General features: G+C 74.0%; 19 protein-coding genes and 1 riboswitch. Of the genes, 11 read left to right on the top strand and 8 right to left on the bottom strand.

The features are described from left to right. Positions 1-205 precede the first annotated feature (205 nt). On the bottom strand, positions 206-859 hold the full coding sequence (locus AB0O19_RS19100; RefSeq protein ID WP_363620846.1) for an FMN-binding negative transcriptional regulator: 654 nt from the start codon (positions 857-859) through the stop codon (positions 206-208). 14 nt (positions 860-873) lie between these two features. Beyond that, entirely contained in the window at positions 874-1,545 is a 672-nt protein-coding gene (locus AB0O19_RS19105; RefSeq protein ID WP_363585296.1) for a pyridoxamine 5'-phosphate oxidase family protein, read from the bottom strand. A gap of 34 nt (positions 1,546-1,579) precedes the next feature. On the opposite strand from AB0O19_RS19105, the gene AB0O19_RS19110 reads away from it, so the two are divergent. After that, on the top strand, positions 1,580-2,917 hold the full coding sequence (locus AB0O19_RS19110) for an aminotransferase class I/II-fold pyridoxal phosphate-dependent enzyme (RefSeq protein WP_363620847.1): 1,338 nt from the start codon (positions 1,580-1,582) through the stop codon (positions 2,915-2,917). Positions 2,918-3,142: 225 nt separating this feature from the next. Beyond that, entirely contained in the window at positions 3,143-4,360 is a 1,218-nt protein-coding gene (locus AB0O19_RS19115; protein WP_363620849.1) for a GDSL-type esterase/lipase family protein, read from the top strand. Between the two features lie 214 nt (positions 4,361-4,574). Here the strand turns inward: AB0O19_RS19115 and AB0O19_RS19120 are convergent, their stop codons facing one another. Further along, entirely contained in the window at positions 4,575-5,933 is a 1,359-nt protein-coding gene (locus AB0O19_RS19120; RefSeq protein ID WP_363585293.1) for an NAD(P)/FAD-dependent oxidoreductase, read from the bottom strand. A 169-nt stretch (positions 5,934-6,102) separates the two neighbouring features. Between AB0O19_RS19120 and AB0O19_RS19125 the strand changes: the two genes are divergently transcribed. From AB0O19_RS19125 to purB, 4 genes are all read left to right on the top strand, one after another. Beyond that, positions 6,103-6,858, top strand: a complete 756-nt coding sequence (locus AB0O19_RS19125) for a HipA family kinase (RefSeq protein ID WP_079136059.1) — start codon at positions 6,103-6,105, stop codon at positions 6,856-6,858. Then, positions 6,855-7,271 (top strand): DUF3037 domain-containing protein, encoded by a 417-nt coding sequence (locus AB0O19_RS19130; RefSeq protein WP_363620850.1) that lies wholly within the window; start codon positions 6,855-6,857, stop codon positions 7,269-7,271. The genes AB0O19_RS19125 and AB0O19_RS19130 overlap by 4 nt, the downstream gene beginning before the upstream one ends. A 99-nt stretch (positions 7,272-7,370) precedes the next feature. After that, a complete protein-coding gene (locus AB0O19_RS19135) occupies positions 7,371-7,826 on the top strand; it encodes a MarR family transcriptional regulator (protein ID WP_363585291.1) in 456 nt (151 codons plus the stop codon). Between the two features lie 137 nt (positions 7,827-7,963). Then, on the top strand, positions 7,964-9,394 hold the full coding sequence (gene purB / locus AB0O19_RS19140; RefSeq protein WP_363620852.1) for an adenylosuccinate lyase: 1,431 nt from the start codon (positions 7,964-7,966) through the stop codon (positions 9,392-9,394). A 7-nt stretch (positions 9,395-9,401) separates the two neighbouring features. Here the strand turns inward: purB and AB0O19_RS19145 are convergent, their stop codons facing one another. Beyond that, positions 9,402-10,934, bottom strand: a complete 1,533-nt coding sequence (locus tag AB0O19_RS19145; RefSeq protein WP_363620854.1) for an MFS transporter — start codon at positions 10,932-10,934, stop codon at positions 9,402-9,404. Positions 10,935-11,246: 312 nt separating this feature from the next. Beyond that, a riboswitch (cyclic di-AMP (ydaO/yuaA leader) is annotated at positions 11,247-11,429 on the top strand. Positions 11,430-11,431: 2 nt separating this feature from the next. Here AB0O19_RS19145 and AB0O19_RS19150 point away from each other — a divergent pair. Further along, positions 11,432-12,391 (top strand): LysM peptidoglycan-binding domain-containing M23 family metallopeptidase, encoded by a 960-nt coding sequence (locus AB0O19_RS19150; protein WP_363620856.1) that lies wholly within the window; start codon positions 11,432-11,434, stop codon positions 12,389-12,391. Positions 12,392-12,670: 279 nt separating this feature from the next. Here AB0O19_RS19150 and AB0O19_RS19155 read toward each other — a convergent pair whose 3' ends face one another. Beyond that, positions 12,671-13,390 carry a DUF2470 domain-containing protein gene (locus AB0O19_RS19155; protein WP_363620858.1) on the bottom strand — a complete coding sequence of 240 codons (720 nt, stop codon included), beginning with the start codon at positions 13,388-13,390 and terminating at the stop codon, positions 12,671-12,673. Positions 13,391-13,569: 179 nt separating this feature from the next. Between AB0O19_RS19155 and AB0O19_RS19160 the strand changes: the two genes are divergently transcribed. After that, complete coding sequence (locus AB0O19_RS19160) at positions 13,570-14,784, top strand: MFS transporter (RefSeq protein ID WP_363620860.1); 1,215 nt, start codon at positions 13,570-13,572, stop codon at positions 14,782-14,784. Positions 14,785-14,860: 76 nt separating this feature from the next. Here AB0O19_RS19160 and AB0O19_RS19165 read toward each other — a convergent pair whose 3' ends face one another. From AB0O19_RS19165 to AB0O19_RS19175, 3 genes are read right to left on the bottom strand one after another with little or no spacing between them, the layout of a single operon-like run. Then, the gene (locus tag AB0O19_RS19165) at positions 14,861-15,286 is read right to left on the bottom strand and encodes a RidA family protein (RefSeq protein WP_363585285.1); all 426 of its coding nucleotides are present in this window, start codon (positions 15,284-15,286) and stop codon (positions 14,861-14,863) included. Positions 15,287-15,312: 26 nt separating this feature from the next. Then, the gene (locus tag AB0O19_RS19170; RefSeq protein WP_063350228.1) at positions 15,313-16,062 is read right to left on the bottom strand and encodes an IclR family transcriptional regulator; all 750 of its coding nucleotides are present in this window, start codon (positions 16,060-16,062) and stop codon (positions 15,313-15,315) included. Positions 16,063-16,099: 37 nt separating this feature from the next. Next, positions 16,100-17,203 (bottom strand): sugar kinase, encoded by a 1,104-nt coding sequence (locus AB0O19_RS19175; RefSeq protein WP_363585284.1) that lies wholly within the window; start codon positions 17,201-17,203, stop codon positions 16,100-16,102. Positions 17,204-17,329: 126 nt separating this feature from the next. Between AB0O19_RS19175 and AB0O19_RS19180 the strand changes: the two genes are divergently transcribed. The 3 genes from AB0O19_RS19180 to AB0O19_RS19190 are packed head-to-tail and all read left to right on the top strand — an operon-like array spanning position 17,330 to position 20,888. Further along, the gene (locus AB0O19_RS19180) at positions 17,330-18,631 is read left to right on the top strand and encodes an alanine racemase (protein ID WP_363620862.1); all 1,302 of its coding nucleotides are present in this window, start codon (positions 17,330-17,332) and stop codon (positions 18,629-18,631) included. After that, on the top strand, positions 18,631-20,250 hold the full coding sequence (locus tag AB0O19_RS19185; RefSeq protein WP_363620864.1) for a D-aminoacylase: 1,620 nt from the start codon (positions 18,631-18,633) through the stop codon (positions 20,248-20,250). Before AB0O19_RS19180 ends, AB0O19_RS19185 begins: the two co-directional genes overlap by 1 nt. Continuing rightward, complete coding sequence (locus AB0O19_RS19190; protein ID WP_208869124.1) at positions 20,247-20,888, top strand: bifunctional 4-hydroxy-2-oxoglutarate aldolase/2-dehydro-3-deoxy-phosphogluconate aldolase; 642 nt, start codon at positions 20,247-20,249, stop codon at positions 20,886-20,888. The genes AB0O19_RS19185 and AB0O19_RS19190 overlap by 4 nt, the downstream gene beginning before the upstream one ends. Positions 20,889-21,037: the final 149 nt, after the last annotated feature.

The raw sequence follows: 21,037 nt of genomic DNA on the forward strand, positions 1-21,037 counted from the left end.
CGAGTGGGCAGGACTCGTCTCACATTCGAGCAGCGGCGGGGCCGCCCTGCTCGAATTGGAGGCCGATCGGGTGATCCGGGGTCAGTCACCCGCGGTGTGATGGGCCGTTCGCGCCGGGAGCGTGAACGGTCGGACGCGCCCCACGGTCAGCCGGTGCGCCTGCTGGGCCAGTTGACGCGCCCCCCGGTCACTCGGTGCGTCCCGGTCAGCTGACGCGCCGCTGGTGCCGGCGCAGCAGTTGGGTGCGGGCGGCGGCGTCCTGGTCGCGCCGGGGGTGCGGGGTGTTCGCGCGGTCGGCCTCGCGCTCGGCCAGCCGGTCGGCGATCGCGTGCTGGGCGTCGGCCGGCTTCTTGTCGTCGTACTTGAACTTGGCCCGCACCTCGCGGACCGTCAGGCGGAGCCCGCGCAGGCCGGGGAGCAGCCGGGAGAACTCGCCCTCACCGGGCACCACCCGGGTGTCCGGCGTCTCCGGCTGGAAGTGCGCCAGCTGGCGGTTGAGGATCTCCGCCTTGCCCGCCGCGGACTCGACGAGCTCGGCGGTGCAGTGGAAGTGGACGGAGGCGTAGTAGCTGGTGGGCGTGCCCGGCTCGCCGCGCCAGTGGCCGGGCGCGAAGGCGTAGCCGTCGGTGACCGCGAGGGTGACCTGCGGGTCGGCCCGGACGGCGGCCAGCAGCGGGTTGGGCGCGGCGAGGTGGAGCAGGATCTCGCCGCGCCCGGCGTCCAGCAGGAAGTGCGTCGGGACGAGCACCGGGCCCTCGCCCGGTCCGCCGTTGGCGGCGAGCAGGCCGAAGTCGCGGCCCTCGGCCAGCCAGGCGCGCCACTCCTGTTCGTCGCCGCGGTCCCAGGATCTGATCAGCATCGGCGGGCCCTCCGTCAGCGGGGGTAGCCGCGCAGGTGCGCGGGCAGCGGGACGGTGGTGGAGGCGGCCGGCTCGGGGGTGCCGTGCACGGTGGTGACCGGGATCAGGCCGGACCAGTGGGGCAGGTCGAGGTCCTCCGGGTCGTCGTCGGCGCCGTCCGCGCGGGTCTTGGCCGAGACCTCGTCCAGGTCGAGCCGGAGGACGGCGGTGGCGGCGAGTTCCTTGGCGTTGGCCGGGCGGACGTCGGCGGAGCGGCCGGGGATCGCGTGGTCGACCAGCGCGGCCAGCGCGACGTCCAGCTCCTCGGGGTCGGTGACCTGGTGGGCGGTGCCGTGCGCGATGACCGAGCGGAAGTTGACCGAGTGGTTGAACGCGGACTTGGTCAGCACCAGCGCGTCGACCAGGGTGACGGTGAGGCAGACCGGCAGGCCCTGGTCGGCGGAGGCGTTGCGCAGCGGACGGCTGCCGGTCGAGCCGTGGACGTACAGCCGGCCGCCGACGCGGGCGTAGATGGTCGGCAGGACGACGGGGGCGCCGTCGGCGACGAAGCCGAGGTGGCAGATGTACGCGTGGTCGAGGATGTCGTGGATCGCCTCCTGCTCCCAGGTGGCGCGGTCCTTGTAGCGGGTGGGGGTGGTGCGGGGGGTGCGGGAGTAGCTGGCGGAGCCTTCGGAAGGGGCCGACATGACAACCTCTATGTACTAGTGCATAATTTACTTTGTGCTAGGAGACTATCCGCTGAAAGGGCGACGCGCCAGCGAAATCGCGTCCCACATCGAACAGGGCGTGAGCACCGGGCGCCTCGCCCCCGGAACCGCGCTGCCCCCGCTGCGCGACCTCGCCGCCGAACTCGGCGTCAACCCCAACACCGTCGCCGCCGCCTACCGGCTGCTCCGCGACCGCGGGGTGATCGAGACCGCCGGCCGCAAGGGCAGCCGGATCCTCCCCAGGCCCGCGCTCACCCCGCGCGACCAGATCCGCGTCCCCGTCCCCCCGCACGCCCGCGACCTGTCCGGCGGCAACCCTGACCCGGCGCTGCTGCCCGACCTCGCCCCGGTCCTCGCGGCCGCCGCCGGGGCCGCCCACGCCGAGCCCGTCCTGTACGGGCACCCGGCCATCGACCCCGGGCTGCTCGCGCTCGCCCGCGCCTCCTTCGAGGCCGACGGCCTGCCCGGCGGCCCGATCGCCGTCGCCTCCGGCTCGCTCGACACCATCGAGCGGATCCTCGCCATCCGGCTGCGCCCCGGCGACGCCGTCGCCGTCGAGGACCCGGGCTGGGGCAGCCTGCTCGACCTGCTGCCCGCGCTCGGCCTGCTGCCCGCGCCCGTCCGGCTGGACGACGAGGGCCCGCTGCCCGACTCGCTCGCCGCCGCGCTGGCCGAGGGCGCCCGCGCGGTGGTGGTCACCAGTCGGGCGCAGAACCCGACCGGCGCCGCGCTCACCGCCCGCCGGGCCGAGGAGCTGCGGGCCGTCCTGGCCGAGCACCCCGGCGTGCTGCTGATCGAGGACGACCACGGGCACGGCATGGTCGACCAGCCGTACCACTCGTTGGTGGGCGCCGGCGCGCGGCACTGGGCCGTGGTGCGCTCGGCGGCCAAGGCGTACGGCCCGGACCTGCGGCTCTCGGTGGCCGTCGGCGACCAGGACACCATCGGGCGGGTCACCGGGCGGCTGCGCCTGGGCGCCGGCTGGGTCAGCCACCTGCTCCAGCGGGCCGTCGCCGAACTGTGGCGCACCGACGCGGTGCCGGTCGCCCGGGTGGCCGGCGTCTACCGGGCCCGCCGGGACGCGCTGCTCGGCGAGCTCGCCGAGCGCGGCATCGAGGCGCACGGCGAGAGCGGGCTGAACGTCTGGGTGCCGGTGCCGGACGAGACCTCAGCGCTGGTGGCGCTGGTGCAGCGCGGCTGGGTCGCGGCGCCCGGCGCGCGCTACCGCGTCCAGTCCCCGCCCGGGCTGCGGCTCACCGTGGCCCAGTTGGAACCGGCGGACGCGCAGCGGCTGGCCGAGGACCTGGCGGCCGTGCTGGGGGCGGGCGGGGCCGGTTCGCGGCTGGTGTGAAGCGGGCCGCGCCGGTCCGGTTCGACCCGTGCGCTCCGCCGGTCTGAACCCGGTGCTCCGCTGGTTTGAACCCGGCGGTAACAAAGCGGGAAACCTGGTGCAGATACCTAGCGGTAACCAGTGCGGGCATGTCATGTTCATCGCGCCACCGGCCGGCGGCCCACCCTCACCTAGGCGTCTCCCCGTCCCCACCGCACGGGGAGACCGAGCCGCAGGAGTTCCGCCGTGCCCGAAAACAGTTCGAGCATCACCCGCAGCGCCCCTCGACTCCGCCGACGGCTGCTCACCGCGGCCCTCGCCCTCCCGCTGGCCGCCGGCGGTCTGATGGCCGGCGGCCTCGCCACCGCCGCGTCGGCCGCCGCGGCCCCCTCCGTACCCTTCGCCGCACCGGGCGGCCCCACCGCCAGCGTCACGCTCGGCGACAGCTACATCTCCGGCGAGGCCGGCCGCTGGATGGGCAACGCGGCCGGCACCAGCGGCAGCCGGGCCGGTACCGACCGCGCCTGGAACGGCAGTTCCGCCGACGCCTCCCGGATCTACGGCCCCACGGCCGCGAGCGGCTGCGACCGCTCCGACGTCGCCGAGGTGCTCAGCGCCTCCACCGGAGCGCAGAACGAGATCAACCTGGCCTGCTCCGGCGCCGTCACCGCGAACATCTTCCGCGCCGCCAACGGTGGCCAGACGCTCAAGGGCGAGGCCCCGCAGGCCGACCAACTCGCCACCGTGGCACGGCAGAACAACGTCAAGCTGATCACGCTGTCGATCGGCGGCAACGACCTCGGCTTCAGCGGCATCATCTCCAACTGCGTCCAGGACTACCTCATCTGGTACTCCTACTGCCACGACTCCGCGCAGTCCTCGATCGACTCGAAGATGCCCACGGCGATGGCCGGCGTCGGCAAGGCGATCGACGAGATCCGCGCGGTGATGGCCGGGGCCGGCTACGCGCAGGGGGACTACCGCCTCGTCCTGCAGTCCTACCCCTCGCCGATCCCGCGCAGCGCCGAGATGCGCTACCCGGAGAGCGGCTGGACCCGCTCGAACACCGGCGGCTGCCCGTTCTGGGACGGTGACGCCGACTGGGCGCGCGACTCGATGGTGCCGCAGATCTCCAAGTCGCTGGCCGGGGTCGCGGCGTCCAAGGGCGCCCAGTTCCTCGACCTCTCCGACATGCTGCAGGGCCGCGAGGTCTGCTCGACGGCCACCCGGCAGCCGACCGCCACCGCCGGACCGTCCGCGACCACCAGCGAATGGGCGCGCTTCCTGGACGGCGGCCTCAACTCCACGCAGGGCGTGCTGCAGGAGTCGATGCACCCCAACTACTACGGGCAGCAGGCGCTCGGGCGCTGCCTGACCCTGCTGTGGGGGCAGAGCAGCGGCGACTACGCGTGCCGCAACACGGCGGGGCAGGACGCGGGTGGGATGTACCTGGCGGCGCGGTGACGTCGTGACACCGGGACGTTGTGACGCCGGGACGTTGTGACGCCGGGCTGTTCCGGCGCTCGGCTGTCGTGACGTCGTGATGTCGTGACGTCGTGATGTCGTGATGTCGTGACGTCGTGATGTCGTGACGCCGTGACGCCGTGACGCTGGGCTGTCGTGACGCGATGCCCGGTGCCCGTTTCCGGATCGGTTCCGGAGGCGGGCGCCGGGCGGCTCAGCCCTTGGCGAGCAGCGCCTGGGCGTGCGCCCTGACCTGATCCTTCGTCAAGTAGGAGTCGGTGTACTCGAAATCGCGCATCCGGGCGGGCTGGCGGGCGAGGAAGCCGGTCCGGACGAAGTCGTCCCCGGCGGTCGCGTTGAGCAGCCAGTTGGCGCCCACCCGGAACTTGGCCGCGTTGGTGCGCATCGCCATCAGGTGGTAGCCGCGGGCCACCAGCTGGGCCGGCACCCCGTGCAGCTCCACGCCGAGCGGCTTGGACACCGCGTCCTTGCCGCCCAGGTCGACCACCAGGCCCAAGTCCTTGTGGTAGTAGGGCTCCAGAGGCTGGTTGCGGAGCGCGGCGATCACGTTGCCGGCCACCACGCGGCCCTGCCGGGCGGAGTGCTGGGCGGTCGGCGGGCAGACCGCGCCGTCGCCCTTGGCGAGGTCCGGCACGGCGGCCGCGTCGCCCAGCGCGAACACGCTCTCGAACTGCGGCACTCGCATCTCCGCCGTCACCGCGAGCCGGCCGCGGACCGTCTCCGCGTCCAGCGTGCCGATCAGCGGGCTCGCGGCCACCCCGGCGGTCCAGATCAGCGTGCGACAGGGCAGTACTCGGCCGTCGGTGAACTTGACCGACTCGGCGCCGACTTCGGCCACCGAGACGCCCAGCGACACCTCGATCCCGCGGCCGCGGAGCACCTCCAGAGCGGCCAGGCCCAGCGCGTCGCCCAGCTCCGGCATCAGCTTCGGGGCGATGTCGATCAGGTGCCACTTGATCTGCCGGGCGTCCAGGCGCGGGTAGCGGTGGGACGCGGCGGTGGTCAGGCGTTGCAGGCAGGCGGCCGTCTCGGTGCCCGCGTAGCCGCCGCCGACGACCACGAACTGGAGCCGGGACTCGCGCTCCCGCTGGTCCAGGGTGGCCGAGGCGAGGTCGAGTTGGGCGATCACGTGGTCGCGGACGTAGGCCGCCTCGGCGAGCGTCTTCATCCCGCGGGCGTAGTCGGTCAGGCCGGGGATGTCGAAGGTGCGGGTGACGCTGCCGGGGGCGAGGACCAGGTAGTCGTACTTCTGTGCCACCACCTCGTCGGTGATCTTGCGGACCACGCACACCTTGGAGGCCGGGTCCACGCCGATCGCGCCGCCCGGAACGATGTGGGTGCGGCGCAGCGTGCGGCGCAGGGAGACCGCGACCGACTGCGGGGTCAGCACGCCGGCCGCGACGTGCGGCAGCAGGGGCAGGTAGAGCTGGTAGCTGAACGGTGTGACCAGCGAGATCTCGGCCTCCGACGGCGCGAGCTTGCGTTCGAGTCGGCGGGCGCACTCCAGGCCGGCGAAGCCGCCGCCCACGATCAGGATCCGAGGTCGTTCCATCGCTCATCCCTTTGCCGTGCAGGTCGTAACCGCGAAGGTCCCCATTGCTGTCCGCCACACTCGCACGGAGCAGCGGGGGCTGCCACCGGGGTGGGGCGGATGGTGGAGGGGCGGGACGGGGCGTACGGAGGGGAGGAGGTGACGGGTCGGCACCGATAGGCTGTCGGGCGTGCTCCCCGAGGTGACGGCGGTCCGTTATGTGACGCCACTGCGAGAAGGCGGCTCGATGCCGGGCCTGGTCGAGGCCGACGACCGGCGGCTGTACGCGCTGAAATGGGTCGGCGCGGCGCAGGGCCGGAAGGCGTTGGTGGCGGAGGTGCTGGCCGGGGAGTTGGGCCGGCGGCTCGGGCTGCCGGTGCCGGAGCTGGTGACGGTCGACCTGGATCCGGTGCTGGCCCGCAGCGAGCCGGACCAGCAGGTCCAGGACCAGATGCGGGCCAGTGGCGGGACCAACCTCGGGATGGCCTTCGTCAGCGGCGCGCTCAACTTCGACCCGCTCTGCTTCGAGGTGGATCCGGAGCTGGCCGGCCAGGTGCTCTGGTTCGACGCGCTGATCGGCAACGTCGACCGCTCCTGGCGCAACCCCAACCTGCTGGTGGCGACCGGCGGGCTGCGGCTGATCGACCACGGCGCGAGCCTGATCTTCCACCACCACTGGGCGGGCGCCGCCGCCTGGGTGCGCCGCCCGTACGACGCCTCCGACCACGCGCTGCTGCGGGCCCGGCCGGACCTGACGGCCGCCGACAAGGCGCTCGCACCGCTCGCGGAGGCCGCGATCGAGGGCGCGGTGGCGAGGATCCCGGAGGTCTGGCTGCTGGACGAGCCCGGCTTCGACTCGCCCGAGGCGGTGCGCGCCGCGTACCGCGCCCAGCTGACCGGCCGACTGGCCGGTCCGCGCGACTGGCTGCCGGAGGTGCCCGCATGACCGAGCCGAGGACGCCCGCGCTGCCGGCCACCGTCGAGCTGCACGACTACGAGTACGCCGTGATCCGCGCGGTGCCGCGGGTGGAACGCGGCGAGTGCGTCAACGTCGGGGTGCTGCTGTACTGCCGCCAGAACGGGTACCTGGCCGCGCGCACGCACCTGGACCAGGCCCGGCTGCTGGCGCTCGACCCGGTGGCGGACGTGAACGGGGTGCGGCGGGCGCTGCACGGGATCGAGGCGGTGTGCGCCGGGGGCCCGCAGGCCGGCCCGGCGGCGGGGGACAGCCCGGGGCAGCGGTTCCGCTGGCTGACCGCTCCGCGCAGCGCGATCGTCCAGCCGGGGCCGGTGCACACCGGGCTGACCGCGGACCCGGATCCGGAGCTGCGGCACCTGTTCGATCAGCTGGTGCTCTAGGCTCTGTCGACCGGCCGGTGCCGCAGTTCCGGTCAAGCCGTCGACGGTTGCCGTGGTCAAAGCTTGAGTTGCTGAAGCACTTGGCCGTACGCTGACCCCATGGGTTCGACAGCGACGACGACCGTACCGACCAACGCCGAGTTGATGGAAGCGTTGGCCGCCGTCGGCGCCGCGTATTTCCAGGACTTCGCGGCGGCCGCGGCCCGGCACGGGCTCTCCTCCTCGCAGGCCAAGGCGCTCGGCGCGGTGCAGGAGCCGGTGCCGATGCGGGCGCTGGCCGGACGGCTGGGCTGCGACGCGTCCAACGTCACCGGGATCGTGGACCGGCTGGAGTCGCTGCGCCTGGCCCACCGGGAGGCCGCCGCCGGCGACCGCCGGGTGAAGATCGTCGTGATCACGGACGAGGGCCGGGAGATCCTGAACCGCATCCGCGGCGAGATGGCCCGAACCCACCAGGCGTTCGAGGCGATGACCGACGAGCAGCGGATCGCGCTGCACTCGATCTGCGCGCAGGTCCTGCCGGTGCTGGCCGGCCGGTCCGGCGCCGCCCAGTAGGCCGCCCGGCAGCGGGCCGCCCCGCGCCCGGCGGGAACCGTCGGGCGGGCCCGGTCGGAGCCGTCCGCTCCGGCCCGGGCCGGAGCCGCCCGATGCGCCGACGTTCCGGCTGACCTCGGCTGTTAGGCTTGCGAAGCGTGAGCGCGAAGCCCCAGATCCCCAATGTCCTGGCCTCCCGGTACGCCTCGGCGACCCTGGCCCAGCTGTGGTCCCCCGAGCACAAGGTGGTCCTTGAGCGCCACCTGTGGCTCGCCGTCCTGAAGGCCCAGCAGGACCTCGGTGTCGAGGTACCGGCGAACGCCGTCGCCGACTACGAGCGGGTGATCGACCAGGTCGACCTCGGCTCCATCGCCGCCCGTGAGCGGGTCACCCGCCACGACGTGAAGGCCCGGATCGAGGAGTTCAGCGAACTCGCCGGCCACGAGCAGATCCACAAGGGCATGACCTCCCGGGATCTGACCGAGAACGTCGAGCAGCTGCAGATCCGCCAGTCGCTGGAGCACGTGCGCGACCGCACGGTGGCCGTGCTGGTCCGGCTGGCCCGCCTGGCCGCCCAGCACTCCGAGCTGGTCATGGCCGGCCGCTCGCACAACGTGGCCGCGCAGGCCACCACCCTGGGCAAGCGCTTCGCGTCGATCACCGACGAGCTGCTGGTCGCCTTCCGTCGCCTGGAGGAGCTGATCGCCCGCTACCCGCTGCGCGGGATCAAGGGCCCGGTCGGCACCGCCCAGGACATGCTGGACCTGCTCGGTGGCGACACCGACAAGCTCGCCGAGCTGGAGCGCCGGGTCGCCGGGCACCTCGGCTTCGAGAACGTGCTGATCAGCGTCGGCCAGGTCTACCCGCGCTCGCTGGACTTCGAGGTGCTCACCGCCCTCGTCCAGCTGGCCGCCGCGCCGTCCAGCCTGGCCAAGACCATCCGTCTGATGGCCGGCCACGAGCTGGTCACGGAGGGCTTCAAGGAGGGCCAGGTCGGCTCCTCGGCGATGCCGCACAAGATGAACACCCGCTCCTGCGAGCGCGTCAACGGCCTGGCCGTCATCCTGCGCGGCTACGCCTCGATGACCGGCGAGCTGGCCGGCGACCAGTGGAACGAGGGTGACGTCTCCTGCTCGGTGGTGCGCCGGGTCGCGCTGCCGGACGCCTTCTTCGCCTTCGACGGCCTGCTGGAGACCTTCCTGACCGTCCTCGACGAGTTCGGCGCCTTCCCCGCCGTGATCGAGGCCGAGCTGGACCGCTACCTGCCGTTCCTCGCCACCACCAAGGTGCTGATGGGCGCGGTGCGCGCGGGCGTCGGCCGGGAGACCGGGCACGAGGTCATCAAGGAGCACGCCGTCGCCTCCGCGCTGGCGATGCGTGCGGGCGCCCGCGAGAACGAGCTGCTGGACCGGCTGGCCGCCGACGAGCGGATCCCGCTGGACCGGGCCGGGCTGGACGCGCTGCTGGCCGACCGGCTCTCCTTCACCGGTGCGGCCGGTGCTCAGGTCGCCGAGGTGGTCCGCCAGGTGGATGCCGTCGCCGCCGCCTACCCGGAGGCCGCCAAGTACGCGCCCGGTGACATCCTCTGACGATTCGTCAGCCAGCTGAGGGCCCTGCCGCCGATCCGGTGGCGGGGCCCTCGTCCGTGTGGACGTGGCCCGGGTCGAGCGGCGGGGTGGTGCCGCAGGCCCACTCGCAGTCCGGCTCGGCCACCGGGCGGTCCACCGGCGCGAGCACGTTGCCGCGGACGGTGGCGAAGGCCGTCAGCCCGCCGGTGACCAGCAGCCCGGCGCAGATCAGCATCGCGGTGCGGAAGGCGGAGTCCACCGCGGACGGCACCCGGTAGGCGTCGCCGCTCAGCCCGGCGAGCGAGGGCAGCGCGGCGACCGCGAGCAGCCCGGCCGCGCGGGCGGCGGCGTTGTTGACGCCGCTGGCGATGCCCGCGTGCCGGACCTCGACGGCGGCCAGCACCGTCGCCGTCAGCGGCGCGACCAGCAGGGTCATCCCGCAGCCCAGCACCGTGACGGCGGGCAGCACGTCCGCCCAGTAGGAGGAGCCGGGGCCGGTGCGCAGCATCAGCAGCACCCCGGCGGCGCACAGCAGCGGACCGACGGTGAGCGGGATCCGGGGGCCGATCCGCTTGCCCAGCCGCCCGGCGCGTGCCGACAGGGTCAGCATCAGCACGGTGATCGGGACCAGGGCGAGGCCGGAGACCAGCGGGGAGAAGCCGGAGACGATCTGCAACTGCACCACCAGCAGGAAGAACACCCCGCTGAACGCCGCGTAGACGCAGAGGGTGACCAGGTTGACGGCGGTGAACAGCCGGGAGGAGAAGAGGCCGAGCGGCAGCATCGGCTCGGCGGCGCGGCGCTCGACCGCGATGAAGGCCGCGCCGAGCAGCAGGCCGATCGCGCCGGTGAGCCAGACCGCGGGGGACAGGCCCTCCCCGGCGGCGGTCAGCGCGTAGGTGATCGCGCCGAGGGCGAGCGCGGCGAGCAGCGCGCCGGGGACGTCGAAGCGGCCGACGGCGCTCTCGTTCCGGCTCTCGGGGACGAACCGGGAGGTGACCGCGACCACGGCGGCCGCGAGCGGAAGGTTCAGCAGGAAGATCCACCGCCAGCCGGGGCCGTCCACCAGCCAGCCGCCGAGGAAGGGGCCGACCGCGGCCGACACCCCGCCGAGGCCCGACCACAGGCCGACCGCCGCCGAGCGGTCGTCCGGGTGGAAGACGGCTTGCAGCATGGCGAGCGAACCGGGGGTGAGCAGCGCCCCGCCGATGCCCTGGACGGCGCGGGCGGCGATCAGCACGTGGATGGTGGGGGCGGCGGCGCAGGCCGCGGAGGCGGCGGCGAACCAGAGCACGCCGATCAGGAAGACCCGGCGCCGGCCGTACCGGTCGCCGAGCGCGCCGCCGAGCAGGATCAGTCCGGCCAGGGTGAGCAGGTAGGCGTTGAGCGTCCACTGCAGGGACGCGAGGGAGGCGCCGAGATCGGTGCCGATGCGGGGCAGCGCGACGTTCACCACGGTGCCGTCGAGCATCGCCATGCTGGAGCCGAGCACCGTCGCGAGGAGGACCCAGCGTCCCCGCGAGGTGCCCAGGCGCAGTGTTCCTGCTTCGGAGGTGGCCACGGGCCGATCCTGCGCCCGTGGGGCGTACGTGACAAGGGTCACCGGGTGGCGTGTCGGTGGGTGCGCGGTGCGTGAGCGGGCGGGTGCGCAGCGGTGGCGGAATCGGCGCAGCGTCGTGGATCAGTGGCGCCGGGTGAATGGATTGTGCACGTACGGTGCGGCCGATCATTCGGAGGGTCACCGCAGCTCGGGGGGTTGTCGGCGGTTCAAGTGATCGACATTGCTTCACCCGAACGGATGGGTTTTAGTTCAGCGACCGCCCGGCCAGTCCGGACGGATCCACCGGGTGGAACGCCGAATCCTGCCGCTGCCCGGTGGCTCGCACCGAACTCTGTACGGCAGGAGCGGGGGACCCACAGGTAAGTCGCCGGACCGGAAACGGCACGCTTTCGCGTACCCGGATCCAGGGCCGGCTAGGGGTGAAGCCGCATGTGCGGCCGGGCAACTCCAGCCCGAACCCGACAGCTCACCTCGCAGGCGTCGGAGAGGAAAATTCCATGCCTGCACAGGCTCGTCGTATCGCCCTGCCCCGCGCCGCCCGCATCGGGATCGCCACCGCCGTCACCGGTGTCTCCTTCGCCCTGCCGCTCGTCACCGCGATGAGCGCCCAGGCCCACCCCGCGCCGGCCGCCGCGGTCACCGCCGCCCCGGCCGCCGCTCCCGCCGACCAGGCCCAGGCCTCGTCGCAGGAGAGCTACCGCGTCGTCAGCGGTGACACCCTGTCCCGGATCGCCGACGCCCAGCACGTCGACGGCGGCTGGCAGGCGCTGTACGACCACAACCGCGAGGTCGTCGGCGGCAACCCGGACCTGATCTTCCCCGGTCAGCGGCTCGTGATCGCCGGCCAGGCCGCCCCGGCCAAGCCCGCTGCCCCGGCGAAGCCCGCCCAGCCGTCCGCCCAGGACGCCGCGCCGGCCACCACCGCCGCCAAGCCGCAGGCCCAGCTGGAGGTCCGGACCGAGGCGGCCAAGCCGTCCGCCCAGCTCCAGACCCAGCTGCAGACCGCCGCGCCGTCCGCCACGGTCAGCACCGTCCCGGTCGCCGCCGCCTCCGCCTTCGTCGCCCCGCTGGCCAGCCCGAAGCTGGGCACCGCCTACGGCGTGGCCGGCTCGATGTGGGCCTCCGGCCACCACACCGGCCAGGACTTCGTCGCCTCCACCGGCACCCCGCTGCGCGCCGTCGGCAACGGCGTCGTGGTGAAGGCCGGCAACGGCGGCGCCTACGGCAACGAGGTCGAGATCAAGCTCGCCGACGGCCACTACGCCGAGTACGCGCACCTCTCCTCGATCGGTGTGAAGATCGGTCAGGCCGTCAAGGCCGGACAGCAGATCGGCCTCTCCGGCGCGACCGGCAACGTGACCGGCCCGCACCTGCACTTCGAGATCCGCAACGGCTCGGAGTACGGCTCGGACATCAACCCGGTCGCCTACCTGCGGGCCCACGGCGTCGCGCTCTGACCCGTACCGGATGTACCGGATGTACCGGATCTGCCGGATGTGCCGGATGAGGAACCACCGCTGCTACGGGGCGAATCGACCGCCCGGGATGGTCATGTCGGGTGACCGCTCGACCGGGTGATCGCCGCAGCAGTGGACATGGGCGCGGGACACGCCCAGGCCGGCCCGGCTCGCGAGACTTCTCTCGCGAGCCGGGCCGGCCGCTGTCGTTTCCGGGCCTTGGTGGGTGCCCCCAAGGCGAATTGACGATGTGTCAGATATGTGGGCTGGTGGGCCGGTTCAGAGCCGGTGGGCGGGCAGCCCGTGCTGGGCGGCGGTCAGCAGCTCGTGCATCCGCTGCCCGAAGTCCTCGGTGTCGGCGGCCGGTTCGGGGAAGACCAGGCGGACGTCGCGGTGGCCGTGCGGGTGGTCCAGGCGCAGGACCAGGCCGTGGCGGTCCAGGGCGAGCGGGCGGACCTCCGGGTGCTGGGCGAGCAGGTCCGGGTCGAGCAGCCGGGTGAGGACGGCGAGGGCGTCGGCGTGGTCGTCGGCGAGGTGGGTGAGCATGGCGGCCTCGTAGCGGGCCAGCGGGTCGGGCGCGGCGAGGGCGAGGTCGCCGGCGGTGAGCGCGCCGGTGCCGTACGGGGTGGCGAGGACGGCGTGGGCGACGTCCACGCGCAGGTGGACGCTGAGGCCGTCGTCGGCGAGGTGGGCCAGGTGTAGTCGGCCGGCCAGGGTGAGGCGGGCGCGGATCCGGTCGCGGACGGCGACGGGGGAGATGTCGGTGACGTCCAGGACGACGGCGAGTCCGTCGGTGGCGCGGGCGGCGGCGGTGGCGAGCGGGTCGCCCAGCGGGGCGCGCAGGCGCAGCCGGGAGCCGTGGACGGAGACCGGGGTGTCGAGGTCGTGGTGTTCGCCGCAGGCGCGGACGGTGAGCGAGGAGGTCGCGCTGAGCAGGCTCTGGACGCGCTCGGCGGTGGTGGGTTCGGGCACCTCGGCGTCGCCGGCGGGCAGGCTCATGACGGACCTCCAGTTAGTTAGGTGAGCCTAACCTAATCTCCGCTCGGGGGTGTGGCAAGTGGCGTGGCCGGGATCGCTGTCGTCAGGGATAGATGGCGCTTGCAAGTACCTGCGGGTGTCTCGTATTGTCGACGCTGGTAGTTGCATGCGCAACGGTTCTCTCTGGAAAGCGGTCCCTCATGCCCCTCGCGCTCCTGGCGCTGGCGATCAGCGCCTTCGGTATCGGCACCACCGAGTTCGTGATCATGGGCCTGCTGCCCGAGGTCGCCGGCGACTTCTCGGTCTCCATCCCCACTGCCGGTCTGCTGATCTCCGGCTACGCGCTCGGCGTCGTGGTCGGCGGCCCGCTGCTCACCATCCTCGGCACCCGGGCCCCCCGCAAGGGCATGCTGCTGACGCTGATGGGCCTGTTCGTGGTGGGCAACCTGATCGCGGCCGTCGCCCCCGCCTTCGGGCTGCTGATGATCGGGCGGATCGTCAGCGCCTTCGCGCACGGCGCGTTCTTCGGCATCGGCTCGGTCGTCGCCGCCGACCTGGTCGCCCCGCACAAGCGGGCCGGCGCCATCGCCCTGATGTTCACCGGCCTCACCGCCGCCAACGTGCTGGGCGTCCCGATGGGCACCCTGCTCGGCCAGCACTTCGGCTGGCGCTCCACGTTCTACGTCGTCGCCGGGCTCGGCCTGCTCGGCCTCGCCGGGATCGCGGCGCTGGTGCCCGTCCAGCCGAGGGCGGGCGCCGCCCGGCTCGGCCCCGAACTGGCCGCCTTCCGGACCCTGCGGCTCTGGCTCGCGCTCGCCATGACCGTGCTCGGCTGGGGCGGCATCTTCGCGATGTTCACCTACATCACGCCGATGATGACCGAACTGGCCGGCTTCGCCCCGAGCAGCGTCACCTGGCTGCTCTTCCTGTTCGGCGTCGGCCTGTTCGTCGGCAACCTGCTGGGCGGCTGGTTCGCCGACCGCGCGCTGATGCGCAGCCTCACCGTGATCCTCGCGGTGCTCGCGGTGCTGCTGTTCGCCTTCACCTTCGCCGCGCACAGCAAGCCGGCCGCGATCGTCCTCATCCCGCTGATCGGGCTGTTCGGCTTCGCGACCGTCGCGCCGCTGCAGAAGCGGGTCATGGACCAGGCGGCGGGCGCGCCGACGCTGGCCTCGGCCGCCAACATCGCCGCGTTCAACCTGGGCAACGCGCTGGCCGCCTGGCTCGGCGGGCTGGTCATCTCCGGCGGCCTCGGCTACGACGCGCCGAACTGGGTGGGCGGGCTGCTCACCGCGGTCGCCCTCGGTGTGACGGTGTTCGCGGCGGCGCTGGACCGGCGCGGCGCGGCGGGCGAGGGGCGGGTCGTGGCGCGCTCGGGCGCCCCGGCCGAGCAGGGCGTGCCCGCGGGGCGGTGAGCGAGGGGGCGGCGGAGGGCCCGGACGCCTGGTGCGCGTCCGGGCCCTTGCGGTGGTCAGGCCGCTCGACGGTGTCTCAGGCGACGACGGCCTGGGCGTCGATCTCGACCAGCATCGGCTCCTGCGGCAGCTCGACGAAGATCGTGGTGCGGCAGGGCTTCACGCCGCCGGGCTTGATGTTCTCGTCGATGAACTCGGCGTACACCTCGTTCATCAGCGGGAAGTCCGCCCGCTTGGTGAGGTAGACCCGGAACATCACCACGTCCTCGATGGTGGCCCCGCCGGCCTCGACGATCGCCTTGACGTTCTCCAGCGTGCGCCGGGTCTGCGCCTTCACGTCGCCGTGGTACAGGTACTCGCCGGTCGCCGGGTCCTGCGGGCCCTGGCCGGAGACCTGGAGGATCGGGCCCTTGCGGACGCCCTGGGAGAACATCCAGGCGGGGGCGGGGGCGCCGTCGGTGCGGACCTCGGTCTTGCCGCTGGTCGGGTGCTGCTCGTTCATGGGGTTCCTTACGGTCTGACGGTTGATCAGTTGTGGTCCGGGCGGCCGCAGTCGGCCGAGATGGCGCGGGTGGTGGCGAGCAGCTGCGGGAGGAGGTCCAGCACCTGCTCGTAGGGCAGGACGACGTCCGGCACCGAGATGGACGCGGCGGCGACGACCCGGCCGCTGGCGTCCCGGATCGGTGCGGCCACGCAGTTGATGAACGCCTCGTGCTCGGCGTGGTCCTGCGCCCAGCCCTGGACGGCGACCTTCTCCAGCTCGGCGAGCAGCGCCTCGGGCGTGCTGAGGGTGCGGGGGGTGTGCGGGGTGAAGTCGATCCCGGCGGCCACCCGGCGGCGTTCGGGCAGCGGCAGGTCGGCCAGCAGCACCTTGGAGACGGCGGCGCTGTGCAGGGCGGCGCGCAGGCCGATCCGGGAGTACATCCTGACCGGGTGCCGGGAGTCGAACTTGTCGATGTAGACGACCTCGCCGCCCTCGTACGCGGCCAGATGCACGGTCTGGCCGGTGGTGGCGTTCAGCTCGGCCAGGTGCGGGGCGGCGATCCGGCGGACGCCGCGCTGTTCCAGGGCGAGGCCGGAGAGGGCGAACAGGCCGGCGCCCAGGTGGTAGCGGTAGGCGGCGTCACGGTAGACGAACCGTTCCTCCTCCAGGCTCTGGAGCAGTCGGAGCACGGTCGTCTTGTGGACGCCGAGCACCTCGGCCAGCTGGTCGAGGGAGCGCTCGCCCTCGCCGAGTTCGGCGAGCAGGCGCAGGGCGCGGGTGACGGTCTGGCTCATCGTGCTCCGCCGGGGTCGTTCGGGCTCGGGTTCGTGCTCATTGTGCCCGGGCCCGCCGGGTGTCGCGGGACCGGTCCGCGGGGACGGCCGGGCCGGTGATGCCCTCCACCGAGACCCGGGTGGCGGCCCAGTCGGCGGGCGAGGCGTCGAGCAGCGCGGCCACCACGGCGGCGGGCGGCAGTTCGGCCTGGTCGCCGTGGGCGGTCAGCGCGCAGGCGGCGCTCAGGTGGCCGAGTCGCAGCCGGCGGCGCTGGTCCAGGCCGCGGACGGTGCCGGCCAGGTAGCCGGCGGCGAAGGCGTCGCCCGCGCCGGTGGCCTCGACCACCTCGACGGCCAGGGCCGGTTCGCTCACCGCCGTGCCGTCCCGCTCCAGGGCGGTGACCAGCCGGGCGGCGTCCTTGACCACCACGGTGGCGGGGGAGGCGAAGCGGCGGCGCAGCGCGGCCGGTTCCCCGGTGCCGAACGCGGCCTCGGCCTCGTCGGCGCCGATCAGCAGCAGGTCGGCGGCGTCCAGCAGCGGCGGCAGGACGGCCGGGTCGCGGTCGTGCCAGAGCGCGGGGCGCCAGTTGAGGTCGAAGCTGACGGTCCGCTCCGGGCGGCGGTCGGCGAGCAGGGCGCGCAGCAGCGCCAGGCAGTCGTCGGAGAGCGCGGCGGTGATGCCGGACAGGTGCAGCAGGCGGGCGCCGGACAGCAGCCGGACGGCCGCCGGGTCGGCCAGCAGGGCGGGGGAGAGCGCGGCGGCCGCGGAGCCGCGCCGGTGGTAGTGCAGCCGGCTGCGGCCGGGGCCGAGGTCGTGGTGGTGGCCGGTGGCGCCGCCGACCTCCTTGAGGTACAGGCCGGTGGGGCGGTGCGGGTCGACGGCGACCGCCGAGACGTCCACGCCGCGGGCGGCGACCTCGGCGAGCAGCCGGCGGCCGAAGCCGTCGTCGCCGACCCGGCTGATCCAGGCGGTCGGGACGCCGAGCGCGGCCAGCGCGCCGGCCACGTTGGACTCCGCGCCGCCGACCGACAACCGGAAGTTCTCCACCGCCTCCAGCGGGCCCGGCCGGTCCGGCAGCAGCACCGCCATGGACTCGCCCACGCACACGGCCGTCGGGGAAGGACCGGGGCGGGCCGGGCCCGGGGTGTCCTGTCGCGGCATCTGCTGGGCTCCTCCGTCTGCGGCGGCCGTTCCGTTGACCGTGATCCGGCGCCGATGCTAGAACCGTCATGCCAACATGTGCAACCCTCATTGCACATGTTGCAACACGGCAGATGGAGGAAGACGGTGGAGCAGACCTTCGCAAGCATCGGCACCGGGCCGGGCATCGACGACGGCGCGGTGGCGGCCCTCGCCGACGAGACGCTCGACTGGCGGTTCAAGGCCGCCCCGCCGGAGGCTTGGGGGCACTCCGTCCGCGACTGGCTGGCCACCGGACCCACCCTCACCGGGCTCGGCACCCCGCTGCTCACCCTGGACGGTGCCGCGCTCGACCACAACCTCCGCACCATGGCCGACTGGTGCGCCAAGGCCGGGGTCGCGCTCGTGCCGCACGGCAAGACCACCATGGCGCCCGCCCTGTGGCAGGCGCAGCTCGCCACCGGCAGCCACGGCATCACCCTCGCCAACCTGCCGCAGGTGCGCGTCGCCCGGGCCTTCGGAGTCGAGCGGATCCTGCTCGCCAACACCCTGCTCGACCCGGCCGGACTGGCCTGGCTCGCCGCCGAACTGGCCGCCGACCCGGCGTTCGCCTTCGTCTCCTGGGTGGACTCCACCGAGAGCGTCCGGCTGATGGACGAGGCGCTGCGCGCCGCCGGGGCCCAGCGGCCCGTCGAGGTCCTGGTCGAACTCGGCGGCCCCGGCGGGCGCACCGGCGCCCGCGGCGTGGACGCGGCCGTCGAGATCGCCGCCGCCGTGCTGCGCGCCCCCACCCTGCGCCTCGCGGGCGTCGGCGGCTACGAGGGTGCGCTCGCCCACGACGCCACCGCCGACGGGCTGGCCACCGTCCGTGACTACCTCAAGGCGCTCGCCGACCTGCACGGCCGGCTCGCCCGCGCCTACCCGGACGACGCCCGGCCGATCGTGACGGCCGGCGGCAGCGCCTACTTCGACCTGGTCGTCGAGGAACTGGCAGGCCTGCCGGACGCCCTCGTGGTCCTGCGCTCGGGCGCGTACATCGCCCACGACGACGGCTTCTACCGGGGCATCTCGCCACTGGTCCGGGGCGCCGGCGACACGCCGTTCCGCAGCGCGCTGCACGGCTGGGCCCGGGTGGTGTCCCGGCCCGAGCCGCAACTGGCCCTGCTGGACGCCGGCAAGCGCGACCTGCCCTTCGACGAGGGCCTGCCCGAGCCGCAACGCGTGCGCGGCGGCGCAGAGTTGACCGGCACCGCGGCCCGGATCACCGCACTCAACGACCAGCACGCCTTCCTGCGCGACGCGGGCGACCTCGCCCCGATTGGCGCGGTGCTGCGGCTCGGCGTCTCCCACCCGTGCACGGCCTTCGACAAGTGGACCGCGATCCCGGTGCTGGACTCCGCCGACGCGGCCGAGCCGAAGGTCACCGGGCTGGTCAGGACGTTCTTCTGATGGCGGGCGGCAGAGCGCCCGACACCGTCTTCCGGGGCGCCACCGTCGTCGACGGCACCGGCGCGGACCGCTACCGGGCGGACGTGCGGATCGCCGACGGGCTGATCACCGGGATCGGCCACGGCCTCGACGCGCCGACGGTGGTGGACGCCGACGGGCTGGTCCTCGCCCCCGGCTTCATCGACATGCACGCCCACTCCGACCTCGCCCTGCTGCTCGAACCCGAGCACCCGGCCAAGGTCACCCAGGGCGTCACCTGCGAGGTCCTCGGCCAGGACGGCCTGTCCTACGCCCCGGTGGACGACACCACCCTGCCCGCGCTGCGTCGCCAACTGGCCGGCTGGAACGGCGATCCGGAGGACTTCGACTGGGACTGGCGCGGCGTCGCGGGCTACCTGGACCGGATCGACCGCACCGGCGTCGCCGTCAACGCCTGCTACCTCGTCCCGCACGGCTCGCTGCGGATGCTCGCCATGGGCTGGGCCAACCGGCCGCCCACCCCGGCCGAACTCGACCGGATGCGCCAGGAGTTGGCGCAGGGCCTGCTGGACGGCGCGGTCGGCATGTCCAGCGGCCTCAGCTACACCCCCGGGATGTACGCGGACACCTCCGAGCTGGTCGAGCTGTGCACCGTGGTAGCGGCCTACGGCGGCTTCCACGCCCCGCACCAACGCTCTTATGGTGAGGGTGCGTTGGAGGGCTACGCGGAAATGGTGGAGATCGCCCGGCGGACCGGCTGCGCGCTGCACCTGACCCACGCCACGATGAACTTCGGCGTCAACCGGGGCCGGGCCGGCGAACTGCTGGAACTGGTCGACCAGGCGCTCGCCGACGGCGTCGACCTCACCCTGGACAGCTACCCCTACCTGCCGGGATCCACCACCCTGGCCGCCCTGTTGCCCAGTTGGGCCACCGAGGGCGGTCCGGCGGCGACACTCACCCGGCTCGCCGACCCGGCCGCCCGCGAGCGGATCCGGTACGAGGTGGAGGAGAAGGGCAGCGACGGCTGCCATGGCGTCGTCACCGACTGGGCGACGATCCAGATCTCCGGCGTCCGGACGGCCGAGCTGGCGCGGGCGGTCGGCCGGACCGTCGCCGAACTCGCCGCCGAGCGGGGCCGCAGCGGCACGGAGGTCTTCCTCGACCTGCTGCGCCGCGACGAACTGGCCACCACGATCCTCCAGCACGTCGGGCACGAGGAGAACGTCCGGGCGATCATGCGCCACCCGGCGCACACCGTCGGCAGCGACGGACTGCTGGTCGGCGCCCGGCCGCACCCGCGTGCCTGGGGCACCTTCCCCCGCTACCTCGCCCACTACAGCCGGGAGTTGGGCGTGCTGACACTGGAGGAGGCGATCGCCCGGATGACCGGTCGGCCCGCCGCCCGGCTCGGGCTGCACCGGCGCGGCCTGATCGCCCCCGGCCACCACGCCGACCTGGTGCTCCTCGACCCCGAGAAGGTCCGGGACGCCGCCACCTTCGAGGACCCCCGGCTGCCCGCCGAGGGCGTCCAGCACGTGTACGTCAACGGCACCGCCGTCGTCCGGCAGGGCCGCACCACGGGCGCCCGGCCCGGGCGCGCCCTGCGCCGCACCGACCGAGGAACCAGATCCCTGTGAATCCCCCCTCCGTGAACCCCCTCGCCGACCTGCGGGACGACCCGGTGATCGCCGTGGTCCGCGCGCCCCGCATCCCGGACGCGGCCGCGCTGTGCGCCGCGCTCGCCGACGGCGGCATCAACTGGACCGAATTCACCTACACCACACCGGAGGTGACGACGCACCTGCGGCGTGCCGCGGACGCGGGCTGGCGGGTCGGCGTGGGCACCGTGCTGACCGCCGAGCAGGCCGAGCGCGGGGTCGCGAGCGGGGCGTCCTTCCTGGTCACCCCCGGCTGCCGGCCCGAGGTCGCGCAGGCCGCCCGGGCCGCCGGGGTACCGGTGGTGCTCGGGGCGCTCACCCCGACCGAGGTGGCCCGGGCGGTGGACCTCGGGGCCGCCGCCGTGAAGATCTTCCCGGCCCGGGCGTTCGGCCCCGGCTACTTCAAGGACCTGCGCGGCCCGTACCCGGACGTCCCGCTGGTGGCCTCCGGCGGGGTGAACGCGGGCAACGCCGCCGACTTCCTGGCGCACGGCGCGCTCGCGGTCTGCGCGGGCACGGACGTGGTGCCGCCGGACGCGGTCGCGGCGGGGGACTGGGCGGAGATCACCCGGCGGGCCCGGGCGTTCACCGCGGCGTGCGCGGTGGCGCGGGCCTGAGGGGCCGACGGGCGGCGGGGTGCCGGGGCGGTCGGCCGGCGAGTTGTCGGGACGGCCGTCGGCGGGCTGTCGGCACGGCCGGGGATGGGCGAGAATCGTGCTCCCCAGCCCCGGCCCCGGCCCCAGCCCTGGCCCCGGCCCCCGGATCC

Source organism: Kitasatospora sp. NPDC091276 (genome assembly GCF_040684355.1).
Classification (GTDB): domain Bacteria; phylum Actinomycetota; class Actinomycetes; order Streptomycetales; family Streptomycetaceae; genus Kitasatospora.

Excerpts from the sequence above, each read along its gene's own strand:
- AB0O19_RS19130 (WP_363620850.1), top strand. The coding sequence starts at position 6,855 with ATGACCGAGCCGAGGACGCCCGCGCTGCCGGCCACCGTCGAGCTGCAC.
- AB0O19_RS19155 (WP_363620858.1), bottom strand. The coding sequence starts at position 13,390 with ATGAGCCTGCCCGCCGGCGACGCCGAGGTGCCCGAACCCACCACCGCC.
- AB0O19_RS19165 (WP_363585285.1), bottom strand. The coding sequence starts at position 15,286 with ATGAACGAGCAGCACCCGACCAGCGGCAAGACCGAGGTCCGCACCGAC.
- AB0O19_RS19120 (WP_363585293.1), bottom strand. The coding sequence starts at position 5,933 with ATGGAACGACCTCGGATCCTGATCGTGGGCGGCGGCTTCGCCGGCCTG.
- AB0O19_RS19185 (WP_363620864.1), top strand. The coding sequence starts at position 18,631 with ATGGCGGGCGGCAGAGCGCCCGACACCGTCTTCCGGGGCGCCACCGTC.
- AB0O19_RS19105 (WP_363585296.1), bottom strand. The coding sequence starts at position 1,545 with ATGTCGGCCCCTTCCGAAGGCTCCGCCAGCTACTCCCGCACCCCCCGC.
- AB0O19_RS19160 (WP_363620860.1), top strand. The coding sequence starts at position 13,570 with ATGCCCCTCGCGCTCCTGGCGCTGGCGATCAGCGCCTTCGGTATCGGC.
- AB0O19_RS19150 (WP_363620856.1), top strand. The coding sequence starts at position 11,432 with ATGCCTGCACAGGCTCGTCGTATCGCCCTGCCCCGCGCCGCCCGCATC.
- AB0O19_RS19135 (WP_363585291.1), top strand. The coding sequence starts at position 7,371 with ATGGGTTCGACAGCGACGACGACCGTACCGACCAACGCCGAGTTGATG.
- AB0O19_RS19175 (WP_363585284.1), bottom strand. The coding sequence starts at position 17,203 with ATGCCGCGACAGGACACCCCGGGCCCGGCCCGCCCCGGTCCTTCCCCG.
- AB0O19_RS19170 (WP_063350228.1), bottom strand. The coding sequence starts at position 16,062 with ATGAGCCAGACCGTCACCCGCGCCCTGCGCCTGCTCGCCGAACTCGGC.
- AB0O19_RS19100 (WP_363620846.1), bottom strand. The coding sequence starts at position 859 with ATGCTGATCAGATCCTGGGACCGCGGCGACGAACAGGAGTGGCGCGCC.